The sequence below is a fragment of the Streptacidiphilus neutrinimicus genome (assembly GCF_000787815.1).
Lineage (GTDB): Bacteria > Actinomycetota > Actinomycetes > Streptomycetales > Streptomycetaceae > Streptacidiphilus > Streptacidiphilus neutrinimicus.
The window spans coordinates 36,382-63,071 of the sequence record NZ_BBPO01000007.1 but is presented as its reverse complement, the minus strand read 5'-3'; the positions used below and the strand labels follow the sequence as shown (position 1 = coordinate 63,071).

Annotated in this window: 18 protein-coding genes; 7 read left to right on the top strand and 11 right to left on the bottom strand. The window is 73.6% G+C overall.

Features of this window, described 5'->3' with window-relative positions; translation table 11 throughout:
* The coding region (locus tag TR48_RS07320) for an endonuclease/exonuclease/phosphatase family protein (RefSeq protein ID WP_369405560.1) at positions 1-479 on the top strand (479 nt) is incomplete at its 5' end.
* A 69-nt stretch (positions 480-548) separates the two neighbouring features.
* On the opposite strand, the gene TR48_RS07315 is transcribed toward TR48_RS07320, so the two are convergent.
* The 5 genes from TR48_RS07315 to TR48_RS07295 all read right to left on the bottom strand — a co-directional run bounded on the left by TR48_RS07315 (position 549) and on the right by TR48_RS07295 (position 10,404).
* The gene (locus tag TR48_RS07315) at positions 549-1,763 is read right to left on the bottom strand and encodes a PP2C family protein-serine/threonine phosphatase (RefSeq protein ID WP_152627837.1); all 1,215 of its coding nucleotides are present in this window, start codon (positions 1,761-1,763) and stop codon (positions 549-551) included.
* Positions 1,764-1,973: 210 nt separating this feature from the next.
* The gene (locus TR48_RS07310) at positions 1,974-5,396 is read right to left on the bottom strand and encodes an ATP-dependent helicase (RefSeq protein ID WP_042365095.1); all 3,423 of its coding nucleotides are present in this window, start codon (positions 5,394-5,396) and stop codon (positions 1,974-1,976) included.
* 70 nt (positions 5,397-5,466) lie between these two features.
* A complete protein-coding gene (locus tag TR48_RS07305) occupies positions 5,467-6,237 on the bottom strand; it encodes a hypothetical protein (protein ID WP_042365094.1) in 771 nt (256 codons plus the stop codon).
* A gap of 87 nt (positions 6,238-6,324) precedes the next feature.
* A complete protein-coding gene (locus tag TR48_RS07300) occupies positions 6,325-9,882 on the bottom strand; it encodes an ATP-dependent helicase (protein ID WP_042365093.1) in 3,558 nt (1,185 codons plus the stop codon).
* Between the two features lie 174 nt (positions 9,883-10,056).
* Positions 10,057-10,404, bottom strand: coding sequence for an MGMT family protein (locus TR48_RS07295; RefSeq protein ID WP_042365092.1), 348 nt, complete (start codon positions 10,402-10,404; stop codon positions 10,057-10,059).
* Between the two features lie 432 nt (positions 10,405-10,836).
* Between TR48_RS07295 and TR48_RS07290 the strand changes: the two genes are divergently transcribed.
* Positions 10,837-13,485, top strand: a complete 2,649-nt coding sequence (locus TR48_RS07290; protein WP_236652048.1) for a lysylphosphatidylglycerol synthase transmembrane domain-containing protein — start codon at positions 10,837-10,839, stop codon at positions 13,483-13,485.
* 252 nt (positions 13,486-13,737) lie between these two features.
* Here TR48_RS07290 and moeZ read toward each other — a convergent pair whose 3' ends face one another.
* The 5 genes from moeZ to TR48_RS07265 all read right to left on the bottom strand — a co-directional run bounded on the left by moeZ (position 13,738) and on the right by TR48_RS07265 (position 20,427).
* Positions 13,738-14,916: an adenylyltransferase/sulfurtransferase MoeZ gene (gene moeZ, locus TR48_RS07285; protein ID WP_042365091.1), complete on the bottom strand. Its 1,179-nt coding sequence runs from the start codon at positions 14,914-14,916 to the stop codon at positions 13,738-13,740.
* Between the two features lie 177 nt (positions 14,917-15,093).
* Positions 15,094-16,005 carry an NAD-dependent epimerase/dehydratase family protein gene (locus tag TR48_RS07280; protein ID WP_042365090.1) on the bottom strand — a complete coding sequence of 304 codons (912 nt, stop codon included), beginning with the start codon at positions 16,003-16,005 and terminating at the stop codon, positions 15,094-15,096.
* A gap of 387 nt (positions 16,006-16,392) precedes the next feature.
* On the bottom strand, positions 16,393-17,385 hold the full coding sequence (locus tag TR48_RS41690) for a hypothetical protein (protein WP_152627836.1): 993 nt from the start codon (positions 17,383-17,385) through the stop codon (positions 16,393-16,395).
* A 182-nt stretch (positions 17,386-17,567) separates the two neighbouring features.
* A complete protein-coding gene (locus TR48_RS07270) occupies positions 17,568-19,034 on the bottom strand; it encodes a DUF3492 domain-containing protein (protein ID WP_052442461.1) in 1,467 nt (488 codons plus the stop codon).
* A gap of 457 nt (positions 19,035-19,491) precedes the next feature.
* Positions 19,492-20,427: an alpha/beta fold hydrolase gene (locus tag TR48_RS07265; RefSeq protein WP_042365089.1), complete on the bottom strand. Its 936-nt coding sequence runs from the start codon at positions 20,425-20,427 to the stop codon at positions 19,492-19,494.
* Positions 20,428-20,535: 108 nt separating this feature from the next.
* Between TR48_RS07265 and TR48_RS07260 the strand changes: the two genes are divergently transcribed.
* From TR48_RS07260 to TR48_RS07245, 4 genes are all read left to right on the top strand, one after another.
* Positions 20,536-20,736: a hypothetical protein gene (locus TR48_RS07260; protein ID WP_042365088.1), complete on the top strand. Its 201-nt coding sequence runs from the start codon at positions 20,536-20,538 to the stop codon at positions 20,734-20,736.
* A gap of 146 nt (positions 20,737-20,882) precedes the next feature.
* Positions 20,883-21,524, top strand: coding sequence for a TetR/AcrR family transcriptional regulator (locus TR48_RS07255; RefSeq protein WP_042365087.1), 642 nt, complete (start codon positions 20,883-20,885; stop codon positions 21,522-21,524).
* Positions 21,525-21,649: 125 nt separating this feature from the next.
* A complete protein-coding gene (locus TR48_RS07250) occupies positions 21,650-21,874 on the top strand; it encodes a DUF3107 domain-containing protein (RefSeq protein ID WP_042365086.1) in 225 nt (74 codons plus the stop codon).
* A 183-nt stretch (positions 21,875-22,057) separates the two neighbouring features.
* On the top strand, positions 22,058-22,330 hold the full coding sequence (locus tag TR48_RS07245; protein WP_052442460.1) for a hypothetical protein: 273 nt from the start codon (positions 22,058-22,060) through the stop codon (positions 22,328-22,330).
* 496 nt (positions 22,331-22,826) lie between these two features.
* On the opposite strand, the gene TR48_RS07240 is transcribed toward TR48_RS07245, so the two are convergent.
* On the bottom strand, positions 22,827-23,591 hold the full coding sequence (locus tag TR48_RS07240; RefSeq protein WP_042365085.1) for a ferritin-like fold-containing protein: 765 nt from the start codon (positions 23,589-23,591) through the stop codon (positions 22,827-22,829).
* Positions 23,592-24,153: 562 nt separating this feature from the next.
* On the opposite strand from TR48_RS07240, the gene TR48_RS44245 reads away from it, so the two are divergent.
* The coding region (locus tag TR48_RS44245; RefSeq protein WP_063770930.1) for a DEAD/DEAH box helicase at positions 24,154-26,690 on the top strand (2,537 nt) is incomplete at its 3' end.

The window sequence follows — 26,690 nt, the reverse complement described above, 5'->3', positions numbered from 1 at the left end:
CCCCAGTCCCTGACGAGCCGCGCGCGGCGCTCGCCGCCGTGCTGGACGGGCCCGCCGGTCCGTTCACGGTGGTCGCCGCGCACCTGTCCTTCGTGCCGGGCTGGAACATGGGCCAGCTCGCGGGCGTGCGCCGGTGGATCGCGGACCTGCCGCCGCCTTACCTGCTGCTCGGGGACTTCAACCTGATCGGCCCGGTCCCGCGCACGGTGCTGGGCGGGGCCGCGGTGGTGGACCGCGGCCGCCTGCCGCTGCGGCCGAGGCCCCGCCGACCGCGCCGGGCCGCATCGCCCCGCGGCCAGCTGCAGGGCTGGCGCGATCTGGCGCGCACCCCCACCTACCCCGCGCACCGGCCCGCCGTGCAGTTCGACCACGTGCTGACGGTCGGCGTCCCGCGGACCGCCGTGCAGCGCGTCGAGACGCCGAGGACCGGGGTGTCCGACCACCGGCCGCTGCTCGTGGAGCTTTCGCTGCGCGGTTGACGTCCTGCCGCCGAACGGCCGTGGCCGCGAGCAGAAGCTGCCGGCAGCCGCCTGCCCCCGCTACTCGCGCTACTCGCGCGAGTCCCTGCGGTCCAGAAGCGGGAGCTGGTCGGCCTGGGTGGTGGAGACGCGGGGGTGGACCACGGAGCGGTTGGGTGCGACCGCGCCCGTCGTGGGGAGCGGGGCGTACTGCAGGAGCAGCATCGCCGCGTCGTCGCCGAGCTGGTGGCCGACGTGGCGGCGGACGTCCTCGTGGATCCGCTCCAGGACGAGAGCGGGGGTGTCCGCCGTCGCACAGTCGGGGACGCGCTCGGCGAGCGGGTAGAAGACGCCCCAGCTGTTGCGGGCCTCGATGACGCCGTCGGTGTACAGGAGCAGCCGGTCGTCCTCGTGCAGCGGCAGACGCAGGATCGGCGGGTGGACGTCCTCCGGCTCCAGCACGCCCAGCGGCGGCACGTTGGACGGCGGGTCGAGGAAACGGACCGGGGTGCCCCGGCGCAGCAGCAGCGGTGCCGGGTGGCCGCAGTTGACGATCTCCACGACCGCGTCGGCGCCGACGCCGACCAGGACCAGGGTGACGAACTCCTCGTCGCTGCCCTCGTGCTCGGCGCCGTTCTCGTGCAGGGCCCGGCCGAGGCTGTCCGCGAGCCAGGCGGCGACCTTGTCCAGCGCCTGTTCCTGGTGGGCGGCCTCGCGGAACGCGCCGAGGATCGCCGCGGCGGTCTCGACCGCCGCGAGCCCCTTGCCGCGGACGTCGCCGATGACGGCCCGGACGCCGTACCGGGTCTGCACCACCTCGTAGAGGTCGCCGCCGATGCGGGCGTGGGCGGCGGCAGCCGCGTAGTGGACGGCGGCCCGGACCGGGCCGATCCGCTCGGGGATGGAGCGCAGCAGAATGCGCTGGGCGACCTCGGAGACCAGGCGGGCGTCGGCCAGCGCGCGCTCCTGCCGGTTGCGCAGCATGACGCTGGCCGCGCCGATCGCGCTGATCAGCACGATCGCGAGGACGCTCGCGGTGTGGACGGAGGCGGCCATCGTCCGGTCCTCCGCGGCGATGACGAAGGCCTCGCCGATGGCGACCCCGCCCACCAGGAGCGGGAACCAGACGTTGCTGCTGACGACGGCGGCGAGCGCCGGGCCCGCCGACAGCGCGGGCTCGAAGGTGACGTCGGGGTTGTTGCTCGCCCGGTCCAGCACGAACACCAGGGCAACGCCGAGGAAGGGCAGCAGCAGCACCCAGCGGCCCCTGCGGCTGAGCTGGCGGAACCTACCGGCGGCAGTCAACGTCGTCTCTCCTGCGGGCACTGTGCAACAAGGTGCAACGAGGGTGCTTGAGCGTGGGCGGGTGAGCGAACCGGCGGCCCGAGAGCCTGGTCGGCCCGAGGGCGTCCGGCCGCGGCCCCAACCGCGGCCAGAAAAAGTTCAACGTTGGATCGAAGTTGACTGGTTAACGTCCCCACATTAGGCGCGAATTGGACAGGCTGCACAGCCCTTTCACGAAGCCCCGGTCGCGGCTCCCTGGACGCGATCCCCATTCGGAGTAACGGAGTCCAGCAGCGCCTCCAGCCCGGCGCGGTCCGGGAGCCCTTCGGGCCTCACCACTGTTCCGCTACGAACATACAGAAACGCCGCAGTCACGCGGTGTGGTGCGACCCCCTCGCGCTCGGCCCAGGCCAGCCGGTAGAGGGCGAGCTGCAGCGGGTCGGCGGTCTCGCGGTGGTTGGTCTTCCAGTCGACGACCTCGAAGCCCGTCTCCGTGCGGTAGACGGCATCGATCCGGCCACGGATCACCCGGCCGCCGAGCACCATCTGGAACGGCTCCTCGATCCGGTACGGCGCGCGCCCGGCGTACTCGGTACGAAGGAACGCCTCTTTCAGCCGCGCCAGGTCACGCTCGTCCTCGATCCCGACGTCGTCCAGGCCCGGCAGTTCGTCCTCGCCCAGAAGCAGCAGCGGCTCGACGGCCAAGCGCGACTCGACCCAGGCGTGGAAGCGGGTGCCGCGCCGGGCCGCGGGCTGCGGCGGGCGGGGCATCGGCCGGGCCAGTTCGCGGGCGAAGCCGTCCGGATCGGCGGCCACGCGCAGCAGTTGGGAGGCGGAAAGGGAGGTGGGCAGCGGCACGTCGCGCACCCGCGACCGGGCCCGCAGCAGTTCGGCGGAGAGCAGTTCCAGATCGCGGTCCCAGGACGCGACGAGCCGCCGTTCCTCCCCGGTCTCCGGCGGCGGGGACGCCTCCCCGCGCGGCCCGGCCAGCACGCGCGCGCCCGCGGCCCGGCGCGCGGACTGGGCCGCCGCGTCCAGCGGCAGCGGCCAGAGGTGCTCGACCGTCTCGTCCAGCGCCGGGTTCTGCTCGCCCTCGGCGGGCGGCTCGGCCCAGTGCTCGATCTCGACTCCGGCTCCCGCTCCCGGGCGCTGCTCGCCGAACTCGCGCAGGGCCGTCAGGAACGTCGAGGGACCGCGCGGCCGCTTCTGTGTGGGCCCCCACCAGTGGCCGGAGGCGTGGAGCCGAGCCCGTGGCCTGGTGAAGGCGACATAGCCGAGGCGCAGCTCCTCCGTCGCGGCGTGCTCCTTCATCGCCGCCTCGAAAGCCTTGAGCCCCGCCGAGGTCCAGGCCGGATCGGCGGGCAGCGCCGGCGCGTCGCCGCGCAGGGCGTGCGGAAGCACCTCAGCACGCGAGGTCCACCGCTCGCGCCCCGTCCCGCTCGGGAACGCCCCCTTGACCAGACCGGGAACGAAGACGACGTCCCACTCCAGGCCCTTGGACTTGTGGGCGGTGAGCACCTTGACGGTGTCCTCGCCGCTCGGCAGGTTGTTGTCGAGGCCGCGGTCGTACTCCTGGGCGGTGCGCAGGAAGCCGAGGAAGGCGCCGAGGGACGGGTCGCCGTCCAGGTCGGCGAAGCCGGCCGCGACGTCGAGGAACGCGGAGAGGGTCTCGCGACGGCGTGCGGCGAGGGCACGCGGGGAGGCCGCGAGCTCCACCTCCAGGCCCGTCACCGTCAGCACCCGGTGGAGCACGTCCATCAGCGGCTCGGCCAGCGCGCGCCGCAGCTCGCGGATCTCGGCCGCCAGCCGCTGGAACCTGGCCGCCGCCTCGGCGGAGAAGGGCAGCTCCGACTCGCCCGCCTGGCCCGGGTAGAGGAAGGACTCCAGCGCGTCGGCCAGCGAGACGATCTCCGTCGGGTCGGCCTCGGCGACGGCCTGCTCCAACTTGTCCTGCCGTCCGTCGTCACCCGCCGCGACGCGCACCAGATCCCTGGCGCGGCGGCCCAGCAGGGCGAGGTCGCGCGGACCGATCCGCCAGCGCGGACCCGTCAGCAGCCGGACCAGCGCCGCGTTGGCCGTCGGGTCCTGCAGCACCTCGCAGGTGGCGACCAGGTCGGCGATCTCGGGCAGGTGCAGCAGCCCGGACAGGCCCACGACCTCGACCGGCACGTCTCGGGCCACCAGGGCGGCGTGCACGTCGGGAAAGAGCTCACGCCCCGCGCGGCACAGCACCGCGATCCGGCCCGGCGGCGTCCCGGTGCGCACCAGATGGGCGATGCTGTCGGCGACCCAGGCCACCTCCGCCTCGTGGGTCTCCAGCAGCGCGCACCGCAGCCCGCCGGCCAGCTCCTCCCCCGGCGCGGGGCGCAGCGCGGCGACGCCCTCGTGCATGGCGCGCAACGGTGCGGCGAGGTCGTTGGCGAAGGCCAGCAGCCGTCCGCCGGAACGGCGGTTCTCGCTGAGCGAGTAGCGCGCGGCGGGCGGGCCCTCGGTGCGTCCCGCCGGAGCGCGGCCGCCCGTGTCCTGCTCGGCCCCCACGCCCTCTTCGGCCTGCGCACCGCGCACGGCCTCCTGGTCGCGCCCGGCGTCCGCAGCGCGCAGCCCCTCCGGACCGCGCGGGGTGTCCGCGTTGCGGAAGTGGTGCGGGAACTCGTCCAGGTTGGCCACGGAGGCGCCGCGCCAGCCGTAGATCGCCTGGCAGGGGTCGCCGACGGCGGTGACGGGGTGGCCGGTGCCGTCCCCGAACAGACCGGCCAGCATCAGGCGCTGTGCCACGGAGGTGTCCTGGTACTCGTCCAGCAGCACGACGGCGAACTGCTCGCGGAGCAGCGCACCGACCTCGGGCCGGGTCTGGGCGAGCCGGGCGCAGGCGGCGATCTGGTCGCCGAAGTCCATCAGCTGGGCCTCGCGCTTGCGGGCGCGGTACCGGACCACGAGCTCGGTCAGCTCGCGGCGCGCCTCGGCCGCGACCGGGACTGCCCGCAGCGCCTCGTTGCTGAGCTTGACGCCGTTCAGGGAGGCCAGCAGCGCGGTGTCGTACGCGGCCAGGGCCTCAGGGGCGACGAGGTGCTCGGCCAGCTCGCCGTCGAGTTTGACCAGCTTGGCGATGAGGGACGAGACGCCGTCCTTCAGCGCTGGATAGGGCCCCGGCGCCTGGCGCAGCACCCGGGCGGCGAGCTGGAAGCGGGTGGCGTCGGCGAGGAGCCGGACGTCGGGCTCCAGGCCGATGCGCAGCCCGTGGTCCTTCAGCAGCCGACCGGCGAAGGCGTGGTAGGTGGAGATCTCCGGCTCGCCGAGACCGCCGTCCCCGTCGGCCACCGCACCCGCGCCACTGCCGACCGCACCGCCGCCGACCGGGACCGGTTCGGCGTCCGCGCCGACACCGGCGCGTAGCAGCGCCTTGCGGACGCGCTCGGACAGCTCAGCGGCGGCCTTGTTGGTGAACGTCAGGCCGAGCACCTGCTCGGGCCGGACCTGCCCGGTGCCGACCAGCCACACCACGCGCGCGGCCATCACCGTCGTCTTGCCCGACCCCGCGCCCGCGACGATCACAGCGGGGGCGAGCGGCGCGGTGATCGCGCGCAGCTGCTCCTCGGTGAACGGAATCCCGAGAAGCTCCTTGAGCTCCTCGGGACTGGTCAGGCGGCCGGGCATGGGTGACACGGTAGCGCGGGCGTCCGACAGCGCCGCTTCGGCTCTGCGGACGCCTGCCCTGAGCCCGGGCTCACATGCCGGGGAACGAGGCGACCTGCGAGGCGGGCGGCGGCGTGATGTCCAGCGGCTGGTTGAACCCGTCGAAGCGGATGGCGCCCGCGGAGCTGCCCGTCTTGGTGATCGAGACGAGGTAGGGCGTGGCGGTGTCGGAGATGAGGATCACCGACCCGTCGGGGGCGGTCAGCTTCACGGCCGGAGCACCGTCCGCGGTGGTGGTCCCGCCACGCGTGACACCGGTCGCGTCGTCCATGTACTGCGACATCGTCTTGGTCAGGTCGCACATCTCGGTGAGCGAGGAGAACTGGCCGGACGTGGAGGAGGTCACGATGTACTTGTCCTTGAACATCGCGACCGCGCTGCTGCCGCCGACCTGCTTGAGCATGGAAGCGTCCAGCCTGAGCCAGGCCTTGTCCCCCTTCACGATCATGCCGAAGCTGCCCTCGGACGCCGACGAGAGCGTGCCGCGGCAGGCCTTGCCCGGAACCTCGTAGAAGTCCCAGCCGAGGTTCTTGCCCGAGTCGTGCAGCTGGGCCGTGGAGTGGACCGAGGTGAGACCGAGCATGTCGGTCTTGACCTTGGCGAGGATCTGACCGGGCGTCTGACCTGCGAGCGGATCCGTGTGGCCCGCCACGGCGTCGGCCGGAGCCGCGGCGGACGCGGAGGCCGAAGCCTGAGCGGAGCCCGAGGCGGCCGAGGGTGCAGCGGCGGCGCAGGCGGTCGCGCCGACCGCAAGGAGGAGGCTGACGACCGAAGTGCCCCATATGCGGTGAGTCTTGTTCACTTGCGCTTGGTTCCTTGGTGTTCGAGAGCTGGGCGCACATGGTCGCACAGCCCCGGCACAGCCTTTCGGTCCCCCTGTCTGCGCCCGCTACTCCACCACCTGACGCCCTTCAGGACGGGCCGAACAGCTGGCATGAAAGGAGCAGTGGCCGCACTGGTCGCCCGTCGTGGGGACGAACCGCTCGCGCAGCACCCGGTCGGCCGCCTCCGCCAGCAGGCCCTCGATCCACTGCGGGCCGGCCGGGTTCTCCGCCAGGCCCGGCTGGTGCTGCACCTTGGGCGCGTCCGCGACGACCTTCGACTCGGGCTGGCGCAACTGCACCAGCTCGGCGCCGCCCGGCTCGGGGCGGGATCCGTCGAAGACGTCGTCCACCGCGCCCTCGCGCACCGCGAGCTGGTAGACGCCGAGCTGCGGATGCTGCTCGACCTGGGCCTTGCTGGGGACGTTGCGCCCGGTCTTGAAGTCGACGACATAGGCGGCGCCGGTCGCCTCCTCGCGCTCGACGCGGTCCATGGTGCCGCGGATCCGCACCGCGTACGGGCCGGCTTTGAGCTCCACGTCGAACGGCTGCTCGGTGGCGACGGGAAGGCGTCCTCGTTCGGTGCTGTGCCAGGCCAGGAACCGCTCCAACGCGGCGCGCGCCTCGCCCTTCTCCTGCTCGGACTTCCACGGCGCGTCGAAGGCGAGCGCGTCCCAGACCCGGTCCAGACGGGCCATCAGCACGTCCAGATCCGCCGGGGTGCGCCCCGCGCCGACCTCCTCGGCGAGGACGTGCACGACGTTGCCGAAGCCCTGCGCGCCGCTCGACACCTCCTGCGCCCTGACCTCGCGCCCGAGGAACCACTGCAGCGCGCAGGCGTTCACCGACTCCAGCGCGCTGCCGGACAGCTCCACCGGCTGCGCGGGGTCGCGCACGGGCACCTCGTTCTCCGTCAGGTCGGCCATCCCCCACCAGCGGTGCGGGTTCGCCGCGGGCACGAGCGGCAGGCCGTCCTCGTCCACCAGCGCGGCCAGCCGGGCGAGCCGCTCGGCGGCCGCCTCGCGCAGCTGCGGTGAGGCGGCCGGGTCGACGCTGGTCGCGCGCAGTTCGGCGACCAGCGCGGCGACGGAGAGGGCGCGGTGCGGCCGGTGCGTCACGTCCTCGACCCGGACGTCCGGGACACGCGTGCCGTCCGGACGCTCGCGGTACAGCTCGCGCAGGAAGCGGGACGGCTCGTCGCCGTCCTCGGCGGCCGCCTGGACAGCAGTGACGACCAGCCGCTCCTTGGCCCGGGTGGCGGCGACGTAGAAGAGACGGCGCTCCTCGGAGAGGAGCGCGCTCTGCGGCATCGGCTCGGCGATCCCGTCCACGCCGATCCGGTCCGCCTCCAGCAGCGAGCCGCGACGGCGCAGGTCGGGCCAGAGGCCCTCCTGCACCCCGGCGACGACGACCAGCCGCCACTCCAGGCCCTTGGAACGGTGCGCGGTCATCAGCCGGACGGCGTCCGGGCGCACCGCCCGGCCGGAGAGGGTGTCGGCGGCGATGTCCTGCTGCTCGACCTCGGAGAGGAAGTTCAGCGCGCCGCGCGGGCCGCCCGCCCGCAGCTCGGCGCGGGCCGCCGTCTCGAACAGCGCGCACAGCGCGTCGAGGTCCCGGTCCGCGTTGCGCCCGGCGGCGCCGCCGCGCAGGGCGGCGCGCTCCAGTCGCTCCCGCCAGGAACCGCTCGCCTCCCACAGCACCCACAGCGTGTCCTCGGCGGTCGCGCCGCCGAGGAGCAGGTCCCGCACCTTGCGCAGCAACAGTCCCAGCTCGCGCGCACGGCGGGCGGCGGGCCCGGCGAGCAGCACCAGCCGCTCGGGCTCCGCGAGCGCCTCCCTGATCAGCTCTCCGGCGGGACGAACGGCGCGCCGCACCTCCGCAGGCACCTCACGCAGGGCGCCGCGCTCCTCCTCCCGGAGCGCCCGCCCGAGCTGTCGCAGATCCGCGCCGTCCAGCCCGCCGAGCGGCCCGGTCAGCAGCTGCTCGGCGACCTCGACCGTCAGCGGCTCCTCGGCGTCGAGGACGGCGGAGCGGAAGCGCAGGTCACCGACGTGCAGGGAGCCTTCGACGACGGCCGGGTCCCCCGCGATGGCGTCGGCGTCGGCGTGGGCATCGGGAGCGGGGGCGGCCGACGTCTCGGGGCCTCGGTCAGCGACGTCGTCCTGGGGGCAGGGCTGGGAGGGGATGGGGTGATCGTGCCCGCGCTGCGCCATGAGGCGGCGGGAGCGGGCAGCCGAGAGGGCGCAGATGCGCAGGGCGGTGAGAAGGGGCGCGACGGCGGGTTCGGCGTGGAGGGGGAGGTCGTCGCCGTCGAGCTCGACCGGGACGCCGGCGGAGGTCAGCACGCGACGGAGGCCCGGGAGCGACCGGGATCCGGCACGGACCAGGACAGCCATGTCCGCCCAGGGAACCTGCTGCTCCAGGTGCGCCCGACGGAGCAGGTCGGCGATGTTGTCGAGCTCGGCGCCGGGGGTGGGGAAGGTGAGCACCTCGACGGAGCCCCCCTCGCGGGCCGGGACGAGGCCCCGGTGCGCCGCCAGCGCCGTGGCCGGGAGGCGTCCGGCGGGGAGCCGCTCGGCGAGCACCCGGCTGGACGCCAGCAGCCGGCGCCCGGCCCGACGCGAGACGCGCAGCACCCGAACCGGCGCGGGACGGCCGTCCGCCTGCGGGAAGTCGTGCGGGAAGTCGAGGATGCCGTTGACGTCCGCGCCCCGGAAGGCGTAGATCGACTGGTCCGGGTCGCCGACCGCGATCAGCTCCCGCCCTCCGCCCGCCAGCGCGCGCAGCAGCCGCACCTGGGACGGGTCGGTGTCCTGGTACTCGTCGACGAAGACGACCTTGAAGGTCCGGCGCAGCTGCTCGCCGACCTCCGGACGCTCGGCGAGCAGCACCGCGCGGTGCACCAGCTCGGCGTAGTCGAGCAGGTCCTGGCCGTCGAGCACGTCCAGGTACTCCGCGAGGAAGCGGGCCGCCGCCTGCCAGTCGGGGCGCCCCACGCGCGCGGCGAAGCGGGCCAGCTCCGTCTCGCCCAGGCCCAGCTCGCGGGCGCGCGCCAGCACGGCGCGGACCTCGTCCGCGAAGCCGCGCGTGGTGAGGGCGGCCCGCAGCTCCGTGGGCCACCCCGGGCCGCCGGGCACGCCCGCGCGCGCGTCCTCCGCGCCGCCCGTCAGCAGCTCGCGGACCAGGACATCCTGCTCGGGGCCGGAGAGCAGGCGGAGCGGCTCGGCGTAGAGGTCCGGCTCCTGGTGGGCGCGGAGCAGCGCGTAGCAGAAAGAGTGGAAGGTCGTGGCCTGCGGCACGGCCGCGCTCCCGCCCACGCTACTCACGCTGGCCGCGCCGCCGGAGCCGTTCACCCGGGCGGTGATCCGGTCGCGCAGCTCCACCGCGGCCTTGCGGCTGAAGGTGAGCACCAGGATCTCCTCCGCCGGAACACCCTGTGCGATCCGGGCGGCGACGGCCTCCACCAGCGTCGTGGTCTTGCCCGTGCCGGGACCGGCCAGCACCAGCAACGGCCCGCCCCGGTGGTCCACCACGGCCTGCTGGTACTCGTCCAGCGCAGGCGGCACCGCAGGCGCGACCGGCTCACGCACCAGACGGTACGCGCCGGCGGGGAGGGAGGTGGTCATGGGCGGATCCAGGAACGAAGCAAGCGAGGCGGCACACGGGGACGGGGTGCGCCTCAGGCACTCCGTCCGGGAGCGAGCCTACGATCCTGCCCCGACAGCCCCGTCGTTGTCTCCCGAATCGCCGGATCCGTGGGATACGCCACGCCTCACAGCCACCGGCTCAGCGCGAACGGCTCAGCACGAACGCCCGTCCCAGCGGGCGCGGCGCAGGTCGACGCGGGGCATGTGCTGCCCCGCCACCTCGCGCAGCGGGGTGCCCTCGACCCGGTACTGCTCCAGAGCACGCAGCTCGTGGCCCGGGAGCAGCCGCCCGTCCGCACGGATCACCCGCCACCACGGCACGGCCCCGCCGTAGAGCGCCATCACCCGTCCGACCTGCCGCGGACCGCCCTCGCCGAGGTACTCGGCGACGTCGCCGTAGGTCATCACCCGTCCGGCCGGAATGCCCTCCGTCACGTCGAGAACGCGCTCTACGTACGGCGTAAGCTCCGACTCTGCCGCCCCTTCGTTCACATCCGGCATTGTGTCGCACGCCTACGACAATGCGTGCGGAAGCACGACACCCTGGGGGGATGGCGGCGGGGAACATCCTCGCTCACCCAGCCGGGGGAATGTAGCATCCGCCGAGGGTCGGCACGGGGACACCTCACCGCCGCGCGCTCGATCCGACCATGCCACCCTTGAATGACCTGAAGGGGCCCTGATGAAGGGACGACGGCAGGCGGACGGACAGAAGGCACACGGGGAGCGATGACCGGACCGAGGGCCACGAGCGCGGCGGATTCTGCCGACGCGCCCCGACGCATGCCCGCATCCGACCCCGTGGACCCGTCAGCGGACGGCTCCGCGAACGGATCCGCAAGTGGGTCCGTGCCGGAGCCGGAGCGGGATCACGCGGCGGATCGGGATAGCGCGGCGGAGCGGACGGAGCGGAAGACCCCGCCCGTCGATCTGGTGAAGCGTTCCTCCGGCTCGGTCGCCCAGGCCAACAGCGACGGCAACGCCGACAACGACACTCGCGCCCCCGCAGCCGACGACGCCCAGGGGGCCGACGCCACCGACAGCGCCGCCGACACCGACAGCAACGGCGAAGGAACCGACAGCAACGGCGAGGGGTTCGACGGCCCCGGGCCGGACGACGTGAGCGTCGCCGTGAACGAGCCGCTGCTGCCCGCCCGGGCGCACCGGCCCTCCGACCTGCTGCGCTTCCTGCTCGGCCTGCTCGGTATCGCCGCTGTTCTGGTGCTGGCCAGCATCGCCCAGTCGACGACGAGCGGCCTGACCGTCGACATCAACTCCGGCGCCAACCGGCTGCCCAGCTTCCTCGTCACGCTGACCAGCTTCTTCTCCACCGCCGCCGTGCTGATCGTGCCGGTCGCCTTCGCCGTGGAGCGGCTGATCAAACGCGACGGGCTACGGGTCGCCGACGGCGTGCTCGCCGCCGTGCTGGCCCACGGCATCTCGCTCGGGGTGGACCTCTGGGTCCTCAAGGCCGCTCCGGCGCCCGTCTACGGCGCGCTGGTGGTCACCCACAACGGCACCGCCTCGGATCCGGTACACGGCTATCTGACACCCGTCATCGCGTACATGACCGCGGTCGGCATGTCGAGCCGACCCCGCTGGCGCGTCGCGCTCTGGCTGGTCGTGCTGCTCGACAGCCTCTCCGAGCTGGTGGGCGGGAACACCACCCCGCTGTCGATCGCGATCACCATCCTGCTCGGCCTGACCGTCGCCTACGGCACCCTCTACGCCGTCGGCAGCCCCAACGTGCGGCCGACCGGCGAACACCTGCTGGCCGGTCTGCGCAAGGTCGGGTTCGACCCGATCACCGCGCACCGCTCCCCCGACGGCCCGGAGGGCACCCGCCGCTACCTCGTGGTCCAGCAGGTCGGGCCGCCGCTCGACGTCCACGTCATCGACCGTGAGCAGCAGGCCTCCGGCTTCTTCTACCGCCTCTGGCGGCGGCTGCGGCTGCGCGCGGTGGCCACCCGTTCCAGCCCGCAGTCGCTCAGGCAGGCGCTGGAGCAGGAGGCCCTGATCGCCTACGCCGCCAACGCGGCCGGGGCTCGCTCGCCGCACCTGATCGCCACCTCCGAGCTGGGCCCGGACGCAGTGATCCTCGTCTACGAACGGATCGAGGGGCGCGCCTTCGCCGACGTGGCCGACGAGGAGATCACCGACAAGATCCTCGCCGAGGCCTGGACCTCCGTCCGCATCCTGCACGACCGCCGGATCGCACACCGACAGCTCACCTCCAGGGCGCTGCTGGTCACCGAGGACGGCGGCACCTGCCTGGTCAACCTGGCCGGCGGCGACATCGCCGCCGGTGACCTGGCGCTGCGCATGGACGTCGCCCAGTTGCTGACCACGATCGCGCTGCGAGTCGGCCCCGAGCGCGCGGTCGGCTCCGCCACGGAGGTGCTGGGCACCTCCCGCACCGCCGCGGCGCTGCCGATGCTGCAACCGGTGGGGCTCAGCCGGTCCACCCGCCAGGACCTGAAGGCGTACCACCGTCAGGCCAAGGCCGCGGTCCAGGCGGAGCGGGATGCGAAGATCGCCGGCGGGACCAAGGTCGAGGACGCGCTGGAGGCCCACCCGGACCCGACGGACCTGCTCTCGCTCATCCGCGAGCAGATCCTCGCCCTGGTGCCGCAGGCCCCGGTCGAGCCCGCCAAGCTGGAGCGGCTCAAGCCGAAGACCCTGATCAGCCTTGTCGCGGGCGCCTTCGCGGCGTACCTGCTGGTGGGCCAGCTCACCAACAACCCGCTCACCAAGCTGGCCCACGCGCAGTGGGGCTGGATCATGATCGCGGTGGGCGCCTCGATCGCCAGCTACGTCGGCGCGGCCATGAGCCTCGCGGGCTTCGTGCCCGAGCAACTGCCGTTCTGGCGGACCTTCGCGGCCCAGGTGGCGGGCTCCTTCGTGAAGCTGGTCGCCCCGGCGGCCGTCGGCGGCGTCGCGCTGAACGCGCGCTTCCTCCAGCGCTGCGGCGTGCGGTCGGGCCAGGCCGTCGCCAGCGTCGGCGCCTCGCAGCTGGTCGGCCTGGGCATGCACATCCTGCTGCTGCTCGGCTTCGGCTTCATCGCCGGCACAGCCAACAGCTCGGACGTGCCCTCGGCGCGCACGGTGATCACGGTGCTGCTGGTGGCGGCTGTCGTGGTGCTGATCGTCACGGCGATCCCGCCGCTGCGACGCTGGGTCTTCCAGCAGCTGCGGACCCTCTTCATCGGCGTGATCCCGCGCATGCTGGACCTGCTGCGCACCCCGTCCAAACTGGCCACCGGCTTCGGCGGCATTATCCTGGTGTCGATCGCGTTCATCGCCTGCCTCTACACCTGCGTGCTCGCCTTCGGCGGCACGGCGGGCTTCGCCGCCATCGCCGTGGTCTACCTGGCCGGCAACGCGGCCGGATCCGCGGTCCCGGTCCCCGGCGGCATCGGCACGATCGACGCCGCGCTGATCCTGCTGCTGAGCTCCGCCGCCGGGGTGCCGGCCACCATCGCGGGGCCGGCGGTGCTGATGTTCCGCCTGCTGACCTTCTGGCTCCCGGTCCTCCCCGGCTGGGGATGCTTCAGCTACCTGCAGCGCCGCGGCGCGCTCTGAGCGCGAACGCAAAGGAGCCCCCGAAGCTCGACCGGGCACGCGCCCTGGCTAGCCGACTGCAAGTCGATGATCGATGTCTACGCGTTCGGCGATATCGATATCGGGGAGCTCGTCGTTCTGCCGCTGATCCGATCCCCAGCGACGTGCGGGCTGGGAGTACTGCCACACTGCGGCCAATGACAAACGCCGATCACTCCCCCGCAGGTCAGGGGAGTGATCGGCGATCGGTTCGCTGGTCGGGAGACCGGATGCTCAGTAGACGGGCTTCTCCGGCTCGATCTGGTTGACCCAGCCGATGACGCCGCCGCCGACGTGGACCGCGTCGGCGAAGCCGGCCGCGTGGAGGACGGCGAGGACCTCGGCGGAGCGGACGCCGGTCTTGCAGTGCAGAACGATCTTCTTGTCCTGCGGCATCTTCTCCAGGGCGTTGCCGAGCAGGAACTCGTTCTTCGGGATCAACGTGGCGCCAGGGATGCTGACGATCTCGTACTCGGCCGGCTCGCGGACGTCGATGAGGAAGATGTCCTCGTCGGTGTCCTGCCACTCCTTGAGCTGCTTCGGCGTGATGGTGTTGCCCGCGGCGGCCACCTGGGCCTCCTCGGAGACCGCACCGCAGAAGGCCTCGTAGTCGATCAGGTCGGTGACCGTCGGATTCTCGCCGCAGAGCGCGCAGTTCGGGTCCTTGCGGACCTTGACCTGGCGGTACGTCATCTCCAGCGCGTCGTAGATCATCAGACGACCCACCAGCGGCTCACCGATGCCGGCCAGCAGCTTGATGGCCTCGTTGACCTGGATCGAGCCGATGGACGCGCACAGCACGCCGAGCACGCCGCCCTCGGCGCAGGAGGGGACCATGCCCGGCGGCGGGGCCTCCGGGTACAGGCAGCGGTAGCAGGGGCCGTGTTCGGCCCAGAAGACCGAGGCCTGACCGTCGAAGCGGTAGATGGAGCCCCACACGTACGGCTTGCCCAACAGCACGGCCGCGTCGTTGACCAGGTAGCGGGTCGCGAAGTTGTCCGTGCCGTCCACGATCAGGTCGTACTCGGCGAAGATCTCCTTGACGTTGTCGACGTCGAGGCGCTCCTCGTGGAGGATCACGTTCACATAGGGGTTGATCTCCTTGACCGAGTCCCGCGCGGACTCCGCCTTGGAGCGGCCCACGTCGGACTGGCCGTGGATGATCTGGCGCTGCAGGTTCGACTCGTCCACGGTGTCGAACTCGACGATGCCGAGGGTGCCGACGCCGGCCGCGGCGAGGTACATCAGCGCGGGCGAGCCCAGGCCACCGGCGCCCACACAGAGCACCTTGCTGTTCTTCAACCGCTTCTGCCCGTCCATCCCGACATCCGGGATGATCAGGTGGCGGGAGTACCTGCGGACCTCGTCCACGGTGAGCTCGGCGGCGGGCTCGACCAGGGGTGGCAGCGACACGGGGGACTCCGGTGGTGGTCAGGCGATGTGTTTCCCTGGCCAACAGTGCCACGCGCACGCCTATTCCGACGCCCCTGGTCCAATGTGCGAGACATCTGATGAGACGACGGCGAGGCGGGACGTCATCGTGTCCTCAGGTCGACGGACGACGCCCGGCGTCAAGGCGCGCAGTGCGCCTCAGACGCGGCAGGCCGTCTCCATCCAGATGTCGGCCAGGGACTCCTCCAGCGGCACACGGGGACGCCAGCCCAGGCGCTCACGGGCGGTGCGGATGTCCGCCTGACGCCACAGCACCTCCATCGGGCGGTCAGCGGCGTCGGCGCCCGAGATCGGCCCCCGCGACTCCTCCATGAGCCGCCCCTCGAAGCCCGACGCCCGCACCAGCAGCCCCGCCGCGTCGCGCATGCGCACCCCTGCTCCCCCGCCGATGTTGATCACCCCCGTCGCGGCCGAGACAGCGGCGGACTGGACCGCACGCGCCACGTCCCGCACGTCGACGAAGTCTCGGAATGCGGACAGATCGGCGGTACGGACGTGGGACTCGCCTCGCTCCAGCGCGCGCCGCAGCCCCTCCGAGAGCCGCCCGAACAGTGATCCGGCCGGAACGCCCGGGCCCACCACGTCGAAGATGCGCAGCACGACCGCGTCGAGGCCAGAGGAGAGCGCGAGCTCCGTCCCCGCCAGCTTGGTGACCCCGTAGGGACCGAGCGGGCGCGGCTCGGCGGTCTCGGCCGTGGCCGTCCCGATGGGAACGGGCCCGTACTCGGCGGCGGAGCCGACGTGGACGAGGCGCGCCGGATCGTGGCTGCGCCGGATCGCCTCGCAGACGGTGGCGACGGCCTGGGTGTTGGCCCGCACCAGGTCGCGAGGGCTGCCATAGGTGGCGCCCGCACAGTTGACCACCACCCGCGGCATGACGGCGTCGAGGAACCGCGCCAGAGCGCCGGGGCTGCCGGCGGCGAGATCGAAGCGGATGTCCGCCGAGTCGCGCCGGCCGAGCACCGTGACCTGGAGCTCCGGGTCGGCGAAGAGACGATCGGCGACGCGACGGCCGATGAAGCCGTCGGCGCCCAGCAGCAGCACCCTCATCAGGTGGGTCCTTCCGTACGTAGTGCGGTCGACGTAGTGCGGTCGTTGCTCGGATGGTTGGTCTCCGCCCCTGCCCGGCGGCGCCCCGGTGCCCGGAAGCGGCGCGACCCCGGCGCCTCCTCACGCCCACCGGCGTCGGAGGCGCGCGGGCGCCGTGCCCTCAGCCCAGCCCTCAGGCGAGCCCTCAAGCGGTCGACCGGAGAGCGTCCGGCAGAGCCGGACCGGGCTGCCCAGGGCCAGGAGCCTCGGCCCGGCCGGGCGCTCCGCGCCCCCGTGAGCGCGGAGTGCCAGGTGGCCGGTGGCCGGTGCCCGGTGGCCGGGCCGTCGCGGCCTCCGCCCGATCCGATAGCCGCAGGCGTGAGGCCGGGACCGGGCCCCCTCGCGGGGCTATGGGCCCGGCTCCCCGTCGCCGTCACTGCCCCCAGCGACGGCGACGGCGAGGGGGATGGCGGTGGCGGGGCGGTGCGCGGTCGGGCTCAGCAGGGCGAGCCATGCCAAGGGCAGGAACGATCCCGCCGTCAGCACGCATGCCCAGGTGGTGAGGTCGGGATGGACCGGTGACACCCGCGCAAGCGCGGCGCAGCCGCAGGCCGAGGCGAGGGCGGCGAGGCCCGTCGGGGTGCGGTCACCGTGACGCAACAGCAGTGCGAGCAGCAGTGCGGTACCGGCTCCGCACTGGACGGCCCAGGCCGCCCCTCGGCTCGCCCAGGCGGCATGCGCTGCCGTGCCCGCATGGGCCACCGCGCCGTACCCGCCCGCTGCGCCGGGCAGCGCCAGCGCTGCCGCCGTCAACACGGACAGGCCGGTCAGGTGGACCAGCACGACGCCCGGCAGAACCGGTCGCATACGGGCTCGGAACTCCCGGGACGAGCGGGAGCGGACGTGGCCCGAGCCGAGATGGCGGTACCAGCGGGCACACCACTCGGCGATGCCCGCATCGGCCGCCAGGGCGAGCTGGGGTGGGCCGGCGCCCTGGGCGAGGGCAAGCAGGCCGCCGAGGCCCAGCGCGAACAGGGCGCGCTCCGGCAGCGGCAGGCCGCGGCCCAGCGTCAGCCCGGCCGCGCCCGCGAACGCCACCACCTGTGCCCCGGGAGGGACCGGCAGGCTCAGCACCGACAGACCCCACAGGAGCAGGGCCACCGCTGCCAGCGCGGCCCCTGCGGTGAGGGCGGGGCCGCCGCGACGCCGCCACTCGCCCTCGACGGGCAGGGGCGCGGCGGCTCGTCGAGGCACCCGGGCGTGGAGCTCCTCGGCGAGCGAGAAGGCGTCGCTGTGCCGGTAGCGCGCCGCGGTCTGCGGGCCGATACCGGAGCGCTCCAGTGACTCGGCGATGTCCAGTGGGTCGACCGCGTCGGCGAAGAGCTCCTGGTGGCGTTCCATCAGGGCCTGCACCGGATCGGCGGCGCGCGGGCGGCCCGGGGGCGCGGACCGCGCGGGTCGGGGCTGCCCGGCGTGGCGGCCGAGGCCGGAACCGGAGCCCGAAGCAGACCGTGCGCCGGCGCGCTGTCCGGCCGCGCCGCCGTGGCGCGGGGTATGGCCGCCGCGTGAGGCGTGACGAGGCGTCATCGTGCAGGCACCCCCTTCGGGAAGGCCCCGACCCAGTACTCCGCCGGACGTGCGAAGGGCTGGCCGGCTCGCTCGGGCTCAGGGGCGGGGAGCTCTGCCGCGAGCTCGAGATAGAGCGCGCGGAAGGCGTCGACGGCCGGCTCGACCGCGTACAGCTCCTGGGCGCGCAGCCGCCCGGCGTGACCGAGACGCTCCCGCCGCTCCTCGTCTCCGAGCAGGGCCGTGCAGGCGGCGGCGAGCGGGGCGGGCTCGCCGACGGGAACGAGCAGGCCCGTCGGGCCCAGCACCTCGCGCGCGGCGCCCGCGTCGGCGGCCACCACCGGACGCCCGCTGAGCTGGGCCTGCGCCAGCAGTTGCGGGCGCACCCCCGCGCTGCCCGAGAACACCAGGACGGTGGCGTGCTCGTAGACCGAGCGCAGCCGCGACGGGCGGCCCTCGAAGGAGACCACGCCCTCCGCACGGGCCTGGCCGCCGAAGAGGCTGCCGGCGAGAGCCCGGCAGTGCTCCTCGTACGCGGAGGCCCCGGCGGTGGTCTCGCCGTGCACCCGCAGCAGGGCGTTCGGCATCTCGTCGCGGACCAGCGCGAAGGCCCTGATCATCGCCTCCAGCCCGCCGCAGGGCTCTATCGGCCCGAGCCAGGCCAGCGTCGGCCGCTCCGGCTCCGCCCCGACGGGCGGCTCATCCGCGAGCGGGGTGGCCTCGTAGACGACGCGGATGCGCTCCCGCGGCGCGCCGCAGTACTCCTGCCAGCGCTGGTCGAAGGCGCTGCCCGGCGTGATCACGCCGGCTTGGGCGTACCCCTCCTGCGCGAGCCGGCGGTGGAAGGCCAGCAGCAGCGAGCGCACCGGCCAGCGGTAGCGGGAGGCGCGGTAGCCGCGGTAGCGCTCGCGCAGGTGCAGGTTGTGCTCGGTGAGCAGCAGCGGCAGGCCCAGCCTGCGCTTGGCCACGAGACCCGCGAGCACGGACGACGGACCGTCCACGGCATGGCAGACGTCGGCGCCCGCCAGCTCCCCCCGCGCGCCGTACCAGGGCAGGGAGAGCGGCCGCAACGCACGTTCCAGCAGATCAGCCGCGACGAGGGCGTCCTGTACGAGCGGGATGCCGGCGTTCCCGGGGCCTGCCGCGACGGCGGCCGCGGGCGAGCCGAACCAGGCGTTCTCCAAGGTCCGCAGGGCTCCGCCCGACCGCAGCAGGGCGGGCAGGCCGCCTCCGCGGGCCTCGTCCGTCAAGGAGCCGAGCGCCGCCGCGAAGCCGCCCGCCGCGCGGGGCTCCACCAGCGAGCGGACGAGCTCTCCGTAGGCGGTGAGGGCGCGGCGTCTGCGCGCCCCGACGGGCGGGGCGGAGCGCGGCCGGTCGGCGGCGGAAGGGGAGACGCGGACGAACTCGTGCTCGGGCAGGGCGGCGACCAGTCGGTCGCTCCACGCAACGGAGGAGACACTCTCGGTGACCAGTGCGATGCGCATGGGACCTCCGTCCGGAACATGACGACGACAACGGCGAAGGGCCACGCGCACACAGCCGCGCAGCGGCCGCTCAGGCCGCGGACCCCCGACGAGCACGGGCCGACCGCGGTTAACCCCGACGCGGGGACGCGTGTTCGGCCGACGGCACGAAACTACGTCCCACGACCGACACTCAGTCGGCCATCCGGCGCCCTACCACCCGAAGGAGTGAAGCCCCGCGAACCACGCCCCCGACACGCGAGCGCGCGGGGCGACCGGCGCCCCGTCGCACGGTCCGCGAACCCGGGTGCAGGCCCTTGACCTCGGCGCGTTGCCGCCGTCCGGCCTCGCCCCTTCGAGCCTCGCGTCCGGCGACGCCTGGGACCGGGACGCCACGGACCGCTCGCCCCGGACCGGCCGCCCCGGACCGGCCGCGTCGGACCGGCCGCGTCGGACCGCTCGCCCCGGGCCGGTCCGGCTAGCGCCCCCGGCTGTCGAGCTCCGCCAGGAAGTCCTGCACCCGGTCGGCGACCAGAGCGGGGAACTCCATCATCGCCACATGGCCCGCGCGGGGCAGGACCATGAGCCGGGAGTCGGCGAAAGCCCGGCTGGCGCGGCGCGCCATGCGGTAGCCGACGAGCTTGTCCTTCAGGCCGTAGACGAGGAGGGCCGGCGCGGTGACGCTCTCGGCCTGGCGCCACAGCGAGTGGTCGCCGCGTTGGGTGTAGGCGCGGACGATGCCGCGGGCGCTGCGCGAGAGGACGTCGAGGGCGTACGGGAGCTGGGCCCGACGGCGGTACTCGGCGACCATCACGGCGCGGCGCTCCGGCGGGATGCTGCCGGGGTCGCCGTAGCAGAGCTCCAGCAGGGCCTGGGTCTGGGACTCGAACGATCCGCCGCGCGACGCCCGGCGGATGACACCGGGCGCGCCGGGGAGTGCGAGCAGGCCCGTCGGCCAGGCGGTGGTCTGCGGCGGCAGCTCCGGGAGAGCCGGAGAGATGAGGACGAGGCTGCGGACCAGATCGGGCCGCGTCGCGGCCAGGCGGGTGGCGACCGCGCCGCCGAGGGAGTTGCCGAAGAGGTGGACGGGGCCGCGGCCGCTGCGTTCGAGGTGGTCGATCACTGCGCGCGTGTGCGCGTCGAGGGAGAGGTCGCCGTCGTCCGGCGGCGGGGACTGGCCGAACCCGGGCAGGTCGACGGCGTGGCCGTCGACGCTCGCGGCGAGTTCGGCCATCAGCGGTTCCCAGTTGCGCGTGGACCCGCCGAGGCCGTGGACGAAGAGGGCGGCCGGCAGTCCGGGCCGGCGCGGCGGCTGGGCCTCGGCGTACAGCGGACTGCCGGGCGCCTGCACCTGGTACAGCGCGTCGCCGCCCGTGGTGGTCTCGGCTTCGAATGTCTCGCGCAGTCCACTCATGGGGACGATGCTAAGAGGGCGGTGCCGTGACGGCACCGGAATCCTCACCCGGACCTCACCGAGCAGGCCCCACGTTCCAGACCGTCCACCCCGCCCAGGGAGGCCACCATGTCCGAGGTCAACGACGCCGCGCTCGACTCCCTGGACGAAGTGGAGGGGGACGAGCGGCCGGAGGTCGAGTCCGACGAGGAGAACGGAGACGAGGAGCCGAAGAGCCTCACCCAGGAGGATGTCGCCCTGGAATCGCCCGAAGCGGACACAGCCGAACAGAAGGTCGAGGTCCGAATCGACGAAGACGAGTACCGGTGACGGGATCCTTGTGGAATCCTCACAAGCCTGGGCCGGGACTTTCGGGTCCGGACCTGCGGTACCAGGCATTACCCGAAAGTAGGATGGCCGCAGGCGCCGAGATGACAGGCGGCGTCGGCACGACCATACGCTGAGTGAGGAGCACCGTGACGGCAATCCAGGACACGGCCGAGCGCCCGCGCGGCACTCGCCTGCCGCGCAGTGCCCGCCGCAACCAGCTGCTGGGCGCCGCGCAGGAGGTCTTCGTCGCACAGGGCTACCACGCCGCCGCGATGGACGACATCGCCGAGCGCGCCGGCGTCAGCAAGCCGGTGCTGTACCAGCACTTCCCGGGCAAGCTGGAGCTCTACCTCGCGCTGCTGGACAAGCACTGCGAGTCCCTGGTCGACGCGATCCGCTCCGCGCTGGAGTCGACCACTGACAACAAGAGCCGCGTGCTGGCCACCACCGAGGCGTACTTCGCTTACGTCTCCTCGGAGTCGGGCGCGTTCCGCCTGGTCTTCGAGTCGGACCTGACCAACGAGGAGGCGGTCCGGGAGCGCGTCGAGCGCGTCACCCGGGACACCGCCACCCTGGTCAGCAAGGTGATCGCCGAGGACACCGACCTCCCCGAGGAAGAGTCCATGCTCCTCGCCGTCGGCGTCTGCGGGCTGTGCCAGATCACCGCGCGCTTCTGGCTGGCCCAGGGCGAGACGATCCCGCAGGACGAGGCCGTGCGCATGGTCTCCGGCCTGTCGTGGCGCGGCCTGAAGGGCTTCCCGCTGCACGGCGGGGACGCGGCGCACTGACCGCCCCTCCTTCGACCGGCCCCGCTGACCGGCTCCGTAGCCGTATGGTGGGGCCGTACGGCACGTGGCCGGTCGGCCGCGTGTGAACGACGAACGCCTGTGATGGGCCCGGAGGGACGAAAGCCGTGGAGGTCAAGATCGGCGTGCAGAACGCGGCTCGGGAGATCGTTCTCGAGAGCACGCAGACTGCCGACGAGGTCGAGAGCGCTGTCGCCGCTGCGGTGGACGGCGGCAAGCTGCTGAAGCTGACGGACGAGCACGGCCGCAAGATCCTGGTCCCGGCCGACCGCCTGGCCTACGTGGAGATCGGTGAGCCGACCCGCCAGAAGGTCGGTTTCGGAACGCTCTGAGGCCGCCTCGCCGTGAGGCGGGCGCACCACCGTGAACGCCCTGTTCCCCCCGGTCTCCGGGGGGAACAGGGCGTTCCGCGTGTCCTGGTATGTCCGGGCCTCGTTGTGGGTAGGGCTTTCTCGACCGCGTCCACAAGAAGCGCACAGAGAAGCCCGCGCCACACCTGCCGGGAGGCCGTGACCATGACCGTCGAGCTGATCGCGTTCGCGATCGCCGGACTGGCCGTAGGGCTGGGTGCCGTCCTGTTGCTGGGAGACCTGTTCCCGGCGCCGCGCTTGGTGACTGTGCTGACGGGGCTCTGCTCCGCGCTGCTGCTGGGCGGGGTGGCCCACATCGCCTTCGGCGACGGCCACCCGGTGGAGACCACGGTCTGCGCGGTCCTGGGCTCCGCCGCGATGGTCTCCCTCCTGGCCCGCCCGGACAAGCGGTCAACGCACCATCCCCGCCACGCCTGACCACACCCCGCCGGACGGGCGGGCAGCGCGAACGGCGGGCCTCACACTGCGCAGAGCCGGCCGGCTCAGGCGCGGGACCGTGCTCACGGAAGCCAGGCCGCCGAACCCGACGCCGACGGCGCGGGGCCGCCTGCCGCGGACAGCCGCCGGGGTCCGTAGCATCCAAGTCAGCCGCGCAACCCGGCGCAGGACACCCCGCCGGCGACGCAGCGCGAAGGCCCGACTCGGGCGCCAGGCCACCTCAGGCCAAGCGACCGGCCCTGAGGCCCGAGGCCCAGCTCAGCCGTAGAACCAGCGCAGGACACCTCACCACCCGGCCAGCCACCGAGTCCAGCCCCAGCTGGGCCGCGGGCCGCCATCTCAGGCCCAGAGCCCGCTCAGCCGGAGGGTCCAGCTCAGGACAGCTTGCCGCCCCGGCTCGGGCGCAGTGCCCGATCAGCAGGCACGAATCCCGGCAGGCACGAATCCGGACCCAGACGGGCCGCGGGCCAGCGCGTCAGGAGGCCAGGCCCAGGGCCGCCATGCGGCGGGTGTGGGCCTCGGTGATTCGGTTGAACATCTTGCCGACCTCGACCAGGTCGAAGCCGCGCACCTCGGTGCCGCCGATCAGGAGGTTCGACAGCGCGTCGCGCTCGGCGACGACCCGCTGGGCCTGGCTCAGCGCCTCGCCCATCAGGCGCCGGCCCCACAGGGCCAGGCGTCCGCCGATGCGAGGGTCGGCCGCGATCGCCTCGCGGACCTTGCCGACCGCGAACTCCGCGTGGCCGGTGTCCGCCATGACGCCGAGCACGAGCTCACGGGTGTCGTCGTCGAGCCGGACCGCGACCTCGCGGTAGAAGTCCGCGGCGATGGAGTCGCCGACGTAGGCCTTGACCAGGCCCTCCTCCCAGTCGGCCGGAGCCGTCATGCGGTGGAAGGACTCCAGTGCCTCGGCGAAGGGCTGCATCGCCTCGGCGGGGCTCTCGCCGATCCCGGCGAGGCGCTCGCTCAGGACGCGGTAGTGGCCGAACTCGGCCGCCGCCATGCCCGCCAGCGCCGCCTTGTCCTCCAGGCTGGGGGCGAGCTTCGCGTCCTCGGCCAGCCGCTCGAACGCGCTCAGCTCGCCGTAGGCGAGAGCGCCGAGCAGGTCGACCACCGCCGCGCGGTACTGCGGGTCGGCCGAGCAGTGCGCCCAGTCCCCGATCGACGGATACGCCTCGGCCGGGGCGTCGGCCGTCCGCTCGTCCGTCTCGTCCTGCTTGGGTGCCTCAGGGGTCTGCATACGCGGCACCTTAGTGGCCTTCGGAGGGCACTTGACGCACGAAACCGGGCAGGAAGGAGCCCGATGTCGTCCGCGTCACATGTTCGATCTTCGACTTGACGGTATGGTGGTAGCGAGGCCCGGTGTATTTCACGACCTGGATGGACGTGATTGAACGCCGCGCCTCACGCACGCGGATGCCCGGTCGGTTGCACGATCGGCTCCGACCGACCCCGCAGTGGCCGAGCGAGGGCCGCCGCAGACCGCGCCATCGCGGTCCCGCGCCGGGCCTCCCATGAAGTGACGCTCGCTGCGCCCCGTCGAGTCCGCTCCCCGCGGACGCGTCCCGGACGAACACGTCCACGGACGGTCAAACGACGCGCTGGCGCGTGAGCCGCATCGAGGCAACCGGTTGCGGTCAGTGTGTCCGTCCCATGACGGGCACCCCGGCCGCCCCGCGATCGGCCGCACCACATCCGGAAGAGGCACAGCCCTGACTACGTTCCGTGAACTCGGGATCCTTCCCGAGACCGCAGAGGCCCTCGAGGCCGTTGGCATCATCACTCCCTTCCCGATCCAGGAGATGACCCTCCCGGTCGCCATGACCGGCCACGACGTCATCGGGCAGGCCAAGACCGGCACCGGCAAGACCCTGGGCTTCGGACTCCCCATCATCGACTCCGTCCGCGTCGCCGCCGACGTGGACGCCGGCCGCCTCACCGCGGCCGAGCTGCCGACCGCGCCGCAGGCGCTGGTCGTCGTCCCGACGCGCGAGCTGTGCACCCAGGTCACCAACGACCTGCTGGTCGCCGGCAAGGTCCGTAACGTCCGGGTTCTCTCGATCTACGGCGGTCGCGGCTACGAGACCCAGATCGAGGCGCTGGAGCGCGGCGTCGACGTCATCGTCGGCACCCCGGGCCGTCTGCTGGACCTGGCGCGCCAGAAGAAGCTCGACCTGTCCGCCGTGCGCGTGCTCGTGCTGGACGAGGCCGACGAGATGCTCGACCTGGGCTTCCTGCCCGACGTCGAGAAGATCATCGACCAGCTGCCGGCGCAGCGGCAGACCATGCTGTTCTCGGCGACCATGCCGGGCGCCGTCATCAGCCTCGCCCGCCGGTACATGAACCGCCCGACCCACATCCGCGCCACCCAGCCGGACGACCAAGGCGCGACGGTCGCGAACATCTCCCAGCACATCTACCGCGCGCACTCGCTCGACAAGGTCGAGATGGTCGCCCGCATCCTGCAGGCCGAGGGCCGCAACCTGGCGATGATCTTCTGCCGCACCAAGCGGACCACCGCCGACGTCGCCGAGCAGCTGACCAAGCGCGGCTTCGCGGCCGGCGCCGTCCACGGCGACCTGGGCCAGGGCGCGCGTGAGCAGGCGCTGCGCGCGTTCCGAAACGGCAAGGTCGACATCCTCGTCTGCACCGACGTCGCCGCGCGCGGCATCGACGTCGAGGGCGTCACGCACGTCATGAACTACCAGTGCCCCGAGGACGAGAAGACCTACCTGCACCGCATCGGCCGCACCGGCCGCGCGGGCGCGTCGGGCACCGCGGTCACGCTGGTCGACTGGGACGACATCCCGCGCTGGCAGCTGATCAACAAGGCGCTGGACCTCAAGTTCAACGAGCCGGAGGAGACGTACTCGTCCTCCCCGCACCTCTACGCGGAACTGAACATCCCGGCCGGGACCAAGGGTGTCCTGCCGCGTGCCGAGCGCACCCGCGCCGGTCTCGACGCGGAGGAGATCGAGGACCTGGGCGAGCCCGGCGGCGGTCGTCGCCGCGGCGCGACCAAGCCCGCGGGCCGCGGCGAGGGCCGCACCGGTGACCGCGACGTCGAGCGTGACGCCGACCGTCCGGCCGGGCGTCGCGAGCGGGACCGCAAGCGTCGCCGCACCCGCAGCGGCGCGGACGCGACGGCCAGCGCGGAGACGGTCGAGGCGCAGGCAGCCCCGACCGCTGCGCCGGCACCCGGTGAGGTCGCCGAGAACGCCGACGCGCCCGGGCGCCGTCGTCGCCGCCGCACGCGCAGCGGTGACCAGGCAGCCGAGATCGCGGCGGAGACCGAGGTGGACGCGGCCGAGACTGCCGCGGTCGAGGTCGCCCAGGCGGCCGCGCCGGTCGTCGAGGCCGCACCGGTCGTGACGGAGGAGGCTCCGGTGGAGCCGCGGCGTCGCCGGACGCGCACGGCCAAGGTCGCCGCCGAGGCGCCCGTCGAGGTCGCCGAGACCCCGGTCGCGGTCGAGGCCCCGGCAGCCGTCCAGGAGACGGCCGTGGTCGAGGAGACGCCGGCTCCGCGCAAGCGGACGCGGGCGACGAAGAAGGCCGTGGCCGAGGTCGCCGAGGCTCCGGTCGTCATCGAGGCCCCGGCAACCGTCCAGGAGACGGCCCCCGTCGAGGAGACCCCCGCGCCGCGCAAGCGCACCCGCGCCACCAAGAAGGCCGCCGCCGAGGTCGTCGAGGCCGCCGAGGCAGTCGTCGCCGAGGCACTGGTCGCCGAGGCCATCGCCCCGGTCACCGAGGAGGCGCCGGCCCCGCGCCGCCGCACCCGCGCCGCCAAGGCCACCGTCGAGGTCCCCTCGGAGACGCCCGCCGCCACCGAGACCCCCGCGGTCGAGGAGACGCCAGCCCCCCGCAAGCGCACCCGCGCCACCAAGAAGGCCGTGACCGAGGTCGCCGAAACCCCGGCAACCGTCGAGGCCCCGGCAGCCGTCCAGGAGACGGCCGTCGTCGCCAAGGCCGCCGCGCCGCTGGAGTCGGTCGCGACCGCGCCGGCGATCGCGCCTCGCAAGCGCCGCCGGGCCACGTCGGGCGTGACCGACGCGACCGCCAAGGCCGCCGGGCTCACCGCGCCCACGGCCGAGGAGGAGGCTCCGGCGCCGGTCGAGTCGCCGACGCTTCCCGCGCCGCGCAAGCGCCGCCGGGCCACGTCGGGCGTGACCGACGCGACCGCCAGGGCCGCCGAGCGGATCAGCTCGGCCGCCGCCCAGGCCGCCGAGCCGGAGGTTCCCACGCAGCGTGGGGAGGCGACGCCGATAGCGGCTGAGGAGGAGCGTCCGAAGCGCAAGCGTCGCAGCGTCCGCCTCGCCGAGGCGGCAGCGGCGGCGCTGCC